Annotated in this window: 5 protein-coding genes; all 5 read right to left on the reverse strand. The window is 65.7% G+C overall.

Going from position 1 to position 5,742, the window contains the following annotated elements:
• The coding region (locus VFP86_15765) for a fumarylacetoacetate hydrolase family protein (GenBank protein HET9001097.1) at positions 1–704 on the reverse strand (704 nt) is incomplete at its 3' end.
• 107 nt (positions 705–811) lie between these two features.
• Positions 812–1,672: a thiamine pyrophosphate-dependent enzyme gene (locus VFP86_15770; GenBank protein HET9001098.1), complete on the reverse strand. Its 861-nt coding sequence runs from the start codon at positions 1,670–1,672 to the stop codon at positions 812–814.
• Positions 1,665–3,539: a 2-oxoacid:acceptor oxidoreductase subunit alpha gene (locus tag VFP86_15775; protein ID HET9001099.1), complete on the reverse strand. Its 1,875-nt coding sequence runs from the start codon at positions 3,537–3,539 to the stop codon at positions 1,665–1,667. Before VFP86_15775 ends, VFP86_15770 begins: the two co-directional genes overlap by 8 nt.
• Positions 3,540–3,793: 254 nt before the next feature.
• A complete protein-coding gene (locus VFP86_15780; GenBank protein HET9001100.1) occupies positions 3,794–4,066 on the reverse strand; it encodes an HU family DNA-binding protein in 273 nt (90 codons plus the stop codon).
• Positions 4,067–4,221: 155 nt separating this feature from the next.
• Positions 4,222–5,742, reverse strand: a 1,521-nt coding sequence (gene ilvD, locus VFP86_15785; GenBank protein HET9001101.1) for a dihydroxy-acid dehydratase, incomplete at its 5' end; no start/stop codon positions are given.

Genomic DNA, 5,742 nt, shown 5'->3' on the forward strand with positions numbered 1-5,742 from the left:
GGAACAATGCCGGTGCCGGTGAGGAGCACGGTCATCGGGGGGATGTCGTTCGCTCGGCGGAGGTAAGCCACGAGCTCCGCGATCGGCCGCCGGATCCGGGACGTGCCAACCTCGCCTCGGAAGACTTCTCGCCCCCGGCGCTCGATGCGGCACCAAAGAGTGAGGCGCTGTTCCACAGGCTCGTCGGACAAGAGGATCGTGGGGCCGATGCTGCAGCACGCGCGGTAGATCTTCGTCTGCGGGAGGTACAGTGGGTTCTCGCCCTCGATGTCGCGCGCGCTCATGTCGTTCCCCAAGGTATACCCCAGCACCTCGCCTTCCTCGCTGAGGACGACCGCGAGTTCAGGCTCCGGTACCGTCCAGCGTGAATCCGAGCGGATCCCGATCGGAGCGTTCGGTCCCACGCACCGGGATGCGGTCGCCTTGAAGAACAGTTCCGGACGCTCCGCATCATAGATCTTGTCGTAGATACCGACGGTCGTGGTCTCGGCGAGCCGGGCTTCCCGACTCCGCTCGTAAGTTACGCCGGCCGCCCAGACCTCGTGCGGCTGCACCGGAAGCAGCAGGTGCGGCGCTTCAGGGCTCGGGGCGCGGTCGAGATCGCGGTATGAAAAGGCGGTCCCGTGCCTGCGGAGCTGCCGAACGACGTTGGTGAGGCCGGCGCGTCCACCCGCCAATTTAACGAGGGCGTCAAACGACTCCACGGGAGATGAATCCGGGGACGCAAGCGCCTGAACCGTGTCGTCCTCGTAGACGCCCAGGCGGCACCCGCCGCCGGGCACCCAAAACCGGGCGACGCGCGTGCTTTTGGCTATCGCAATCCCTTGAGCATCGGCTCGAGATCGATCCGCTCGAGCTCGGCCTGCCACATCGGCAATCGCTTGGCCGGCGCCTTCTCTCTTGGCTTCCGAAAGATGATCCCGACCGGCAGTTTCTCCCGCCGCTCGAAGTCCCGGATCAATTCCCAGGCCGCATCTTCGCTACTGGGATCGTGGCCCCCCGGCACCATCTCGCAGTGCGCGCGAAACCAGTCGTAGGTGTTGAATTTGTTGTAGGTCACGCACGGTGAAAAGTCGTTCACCATCGCGAACCCCTTGTGCCGGACCGCTTCGACCAGCATCTCGGTGGTATGCTTGGGGTCGCCGGAGAACGACTGCGCGATGAACGTCGCGCCGCACGTCAGAGCCATCTTGACCGGATCGAGGAATGGCGGGTGCTCTTCGACGGACACCTTGGCCGGATGACCGAGCCCCGCCGACGGCGAATCCTGTCCCTTCGTGAGACCGTACACCCCGTTGTCCATGATGACGAGGGTGATGTCCGGATCCCGGCGGGAGATGTGAACAAAGTTCTCGATGCCGATCGCCAGCGTGTCGCCGTCGCCGGCCAGAGCGAACACCGTCAGCTCGGGGTTCACCATCTTGGCTCCCAGCGCGTAGGCGAGCGCCCCGCCGTGGGTTCCGTAGAACGAGTTGCCGTTGAGATAGTTCCGAATCTGGCCCGAGCACCCGATCCCGCCGACCAGCAGGACCTCAGTCGGTGTTAATTCCAGCGTCGTAAGGGCCGCCTTGAGCGAGTTCAGCACGGCAAAGTCACCGCAGCCGGGACACCATTGGATCCGGTGCCGGGGAGCGGCGTTCTGTTCCCAGACCGACTTTGTTGCCTCAGGCATCGGAGCTCACCTCGACCATTACGGGATCCTTCCCGCCCAGGCGAACCGCCGTGGCCCCGTTGTGGGTGACCTCATGGACGGCCCGGACCACCTCCGCCGGGTAGAACGGCCGCCCATTGTACTTGAGGACGCGCCGCACCGCCACCAGCGTATGCGCCTGGATGATTTCGGCCAGCTGCCCGATGTAGTTGTGCTCGCACACGATCACAGGCTTCCCGGCCTCGAGGATCGGTTTGGCCAACGCCGTCGGGAACGGCCAGAGGTGGGTAAAGTGTGCCACCGCCGCGTTGATGCCCTCGGTCTGCAACCGCTTCTGGGCGTCGAGCAGGACGGGGCGGGTGGACCCCCACCCTACCAGGAGCGGTCCCTTCCCGAGTTGCCCGAACACCTGGGGCGGCTTGGCATCGTTTTGGAGGTACTTCGCCATCTTGCGCATCCGCTTGTCCATCATCGCGACGCGCTTCGGCGGGTCCGTGGTCACGAATCCAAACTCGTCGTGCTCGGTGCTGTTGATCTTGCTGATCCCGCCGCGTGTACCGGGGAGGAGCCGGGGGGAGATACCGGTGTCGGTGATCTTGTATCGTAGGTACCGGCTTTCGCGCGCCTGCTGCTCCGTGGCCAGTTGGCGGGTCACCGCCCCCTGGCCGGATCGGAACACGGCTTCGGGCACCGTCATTCGCCCTTCGCCCAGGTTGAGGTCCGTGAGGAAGAAGACCGGACACTGGTAGATCTCGGCCAGACGGACGGCTTCGTGGATCAAGGTGTAGCACTCTTCGATCGACGAGGCCGCGAGGACGATGCGCGGGATCTCACCGTGGCCGCCTCCGGTCACGAGGAAGAGATCTCCCTGCTCGGACTTCGTGGGCATCCCGGTCGACGGCCCTGCCCGCATCGCATCGACGATTACGAGCGGCGTCTCCGTGACGCCCGACACGCCGAACTCCTCGACTTTGAGGGAGAGCCCGGGGCCGCTCGTCCCGATCATGCTGAGCGCTCCGGCTGCGCTGGCGCCGAGGGCCGCCCTGATCGACTCGCGCTCGTTCGACCCCTGCAAGGCACGCCCGCCGTACCGGGGCAGATGCTCTTCCATAAACTCGAGGATAGAGGACGCCGGTGTAATCGGATACCCGGCATAAAAGCGGACGCCCGCCTCAATCGCGCCGATCACGAGGGCCTCGTTGCCGGAGATGTAGACCGCGGACGCAGGGGTGGGACGCGGCTCGAGACGGTATCCTACGTTCGACCAGCCGCGCTCGGCTAGGATCGCTTCAACCGCTGCCCGCCCGCGCCGGGCAGCCTCCAGGTTCAGGTTGACCAGCTCCGGGCCTTTGCGGCCAAATCGCTCCTCGAGGAGACGGCGGAGCCACTGCTCGTCTCGATCGAACTCGAGGAGGCGAAAGAGCGCGCCCGTCATGACGACGTTCTTTACGACTTCCTTCTTCAGATCTCGCGTCGCGATCTGGCGGGCGGGAATCGAAAATACCCGGATGCCGCGCGCTTCGAGGGCATCGACGGGAATCGCCCCGCTGGAACTATCGTAGATGAGGACTCCACCGTCCACCACGTTGCGACCGTGCCGGAACACTGAGTCACGGTTCGGTTGCTCGGGGCCATCGGGATCGACGTCGTACTCGAGACCGACGAGGATGTCGAGCCCCTCGTCCCCCCACGACACTGCGGGTTCCTCGGTGATCACCAGCGGATCGTATTGGTGTGCGCCGTAGATGGTCGAGGCGAACCCCCGCTCCAGCCCCATGACGTACAGCCCCGCCCGGCTCAGGATGCGGCCGAGAAGATCGGTGATCGTGGACACGCCATCTCGGAGCTGCACGCCACCGACGAGTAGTTTCATCCGATTGACTTTCATGGACGGCTATTTGCCTCCTGGGAGGCGCAAAGCAGAATCATGCTGGGGCGGCAAAAGACTATTCGCGCCCGAGCGTCGCGGCTCGAGCCTCCGACTAGGTATAGTACCACTTTTTGGGGGGAATCGCGACCAACCTCCGCCTCGCCTTCCCCGCCCGGAACACCGTACGGCAGCGCGCCGCACGGCCCGATAACGGCGGGGTCCACGCCCACGAGCGGCGCGGACCCCGCGGCCTTGGCGGTGGGATTTGGAGGTTACTTCACCGCGAGCTTGAGCTCCTTCGCGGCAGTGAACCGGGGAACTGTCCGTGCGGGAACCCGCACAGGCTCACCCGTTTGTGGGTTTCGGGCGATTCGGGCTTTTCGCTTGGACACCCGAAACGTACCGAACCCAGGGAACCGTACCCGGTCGCCCTTCTTGAGGGTCGCCGTGAGCAACCCGGTGACTTCTTCGACTACCCGTCCCCCTTCGGCTTTGCTCACTTTGAGCTTCTCGGCCAGCTTCGCCGCGAACTGTGCTTTCGTCATAGGTCCCTCCCGCTCCAGACTATGCCCGCGTCCTCGGGGGTAGTGTGTTCGGGGGAGGGGTCCTGTTTCCTTCTGCGAGCCGCGTGGAAACTGGGTTTTCGCAGGGTGCCGAGGTCAGGGATAGGCGCACGTTCGGTCGTATGTCGAGCGAACCTCTAAGAAGGCTGCAGGCACACGGCACCCAGTGCCGAGGACGACACGAGCGCGGCGTATTTCGCCAGGGCCCCGGTGCGGTATCGGGGCGGGAGTGGAGTCCACGCGCGCAGCCGGGCCTGGACATCCTCCGCTGGGATCTCGAGGTCAAGCCTTCGCTGCGGGACGTCGATCCTGATGATGTCCCCATCGCGCACCACCGCGATGGGCCCCCCGTGCGCGGCTTCGGGGGCGACGTGGCCGATCACCAGTCCGTGGGAGGCTCCCGAGAACCGCCCGTCGGTGATCAAGGCAACCTCCTCGCCCATCCCTTGTCCATAGATGGCGCCGGTCACCGATAGCATCTCCCGCATCCCGGGACCGCCCTTGGGCCCCTCGTTCCGAATGACCACGACGTCCCCCGGCGACAGCCGGCCATGGACCGCGGCGTCCATCGCGTCCTCTTCCCTCTCAAACACTCGGGCCGGGCCGCGAAACGTCAGGCGCTTCACCCCCGCGGTCTTGATCACCGCCCCGTCGGGCGCGAGCGATCCGCTGAGAATGGCCAGGGTCCCGGTCGGCGCGATCGGGTTGCTTAGGGGCCTGACGACGTCCTGCTTCTCGGGGCGCCGGATGTCCTGGAGGTTCTCGGCCATCGTTCGTCCAGTGACCGTGAGGACCTCACCGTGGAGGCGTCCTCCGTCGAGCAGTTCACGTAAGATCACGGGGACACCGCCGACCTTGTCTAGATCGGCCATCGTGTACCGCCCGCCGGGACGCAGGTCGGCAATATGGGGGGTCTTGCGGCTGATCCGGTCAAAGTCGGACAGCGCCAGGGCCACGCCGGCCTCTCGGGCGATCGCGAGGAGGTGGAGCACCCCGTTGGTGGATCCTCCCATTGCGACGAGGGCTGCGATCGCGTTCTCGAACGCCTTGATCGTCAAGATGTCCCTGGGGCGCAGGCCATCGGCGAGGAGCCGCATCGCGGTCTCGCCCGTCCGCCGGCAGATCTCCGGCCGGCGCGGGTCGAGCGCCGGAATCGACGCGGTCCCCGGGAGAGACATCCCGAGCGCCTCGACGCAGGACGACATCGAATTGGCTGTAAAGAGGCCGCCGCACGACCCCGCTCCTGGACAGGCCACACACTCGAGACGATACAGATCCTCATCGGTCATCCGCCCCTTGGCGTGGGCCCCCACCGCTTCGTAGACGTCCCCGATCGTGACGTCCCGGCCGTCGAACTTGCCGGGCAGGATCGTCCCACCGTACAGGAACACTGCAGGGATGTTCAGGCGGGCGATCGCCAGCATCATTCCCGGGAGGCTCTTGTCGCACCCGGCGATCGCGACGAGACCGTCGAACGCTTCGGCCAGGACCATCAACTCGACGGAGTCGGCGATCACCTCCCGGCTTACCAGCGAGGCCTTCATCCCCTCGTGCCCCATCGCGATCGCGTCGCTCACCGCGATGGTCGTGAACTGAATGGGAGTCCCGTTGGCCGCCCGAACGCCGCGCTTCACGTCCTTCGCGTCGACGTCGAGGTG

It is taken from the genome of bacterium (assembly GCA_035703895.1).
Lineage (GTDB): Bacteria > Sysuimicrobiota > Sysuimicrobiia > Sysuimicrobiales > Segetimicrobiaceae > Segetimicrobium.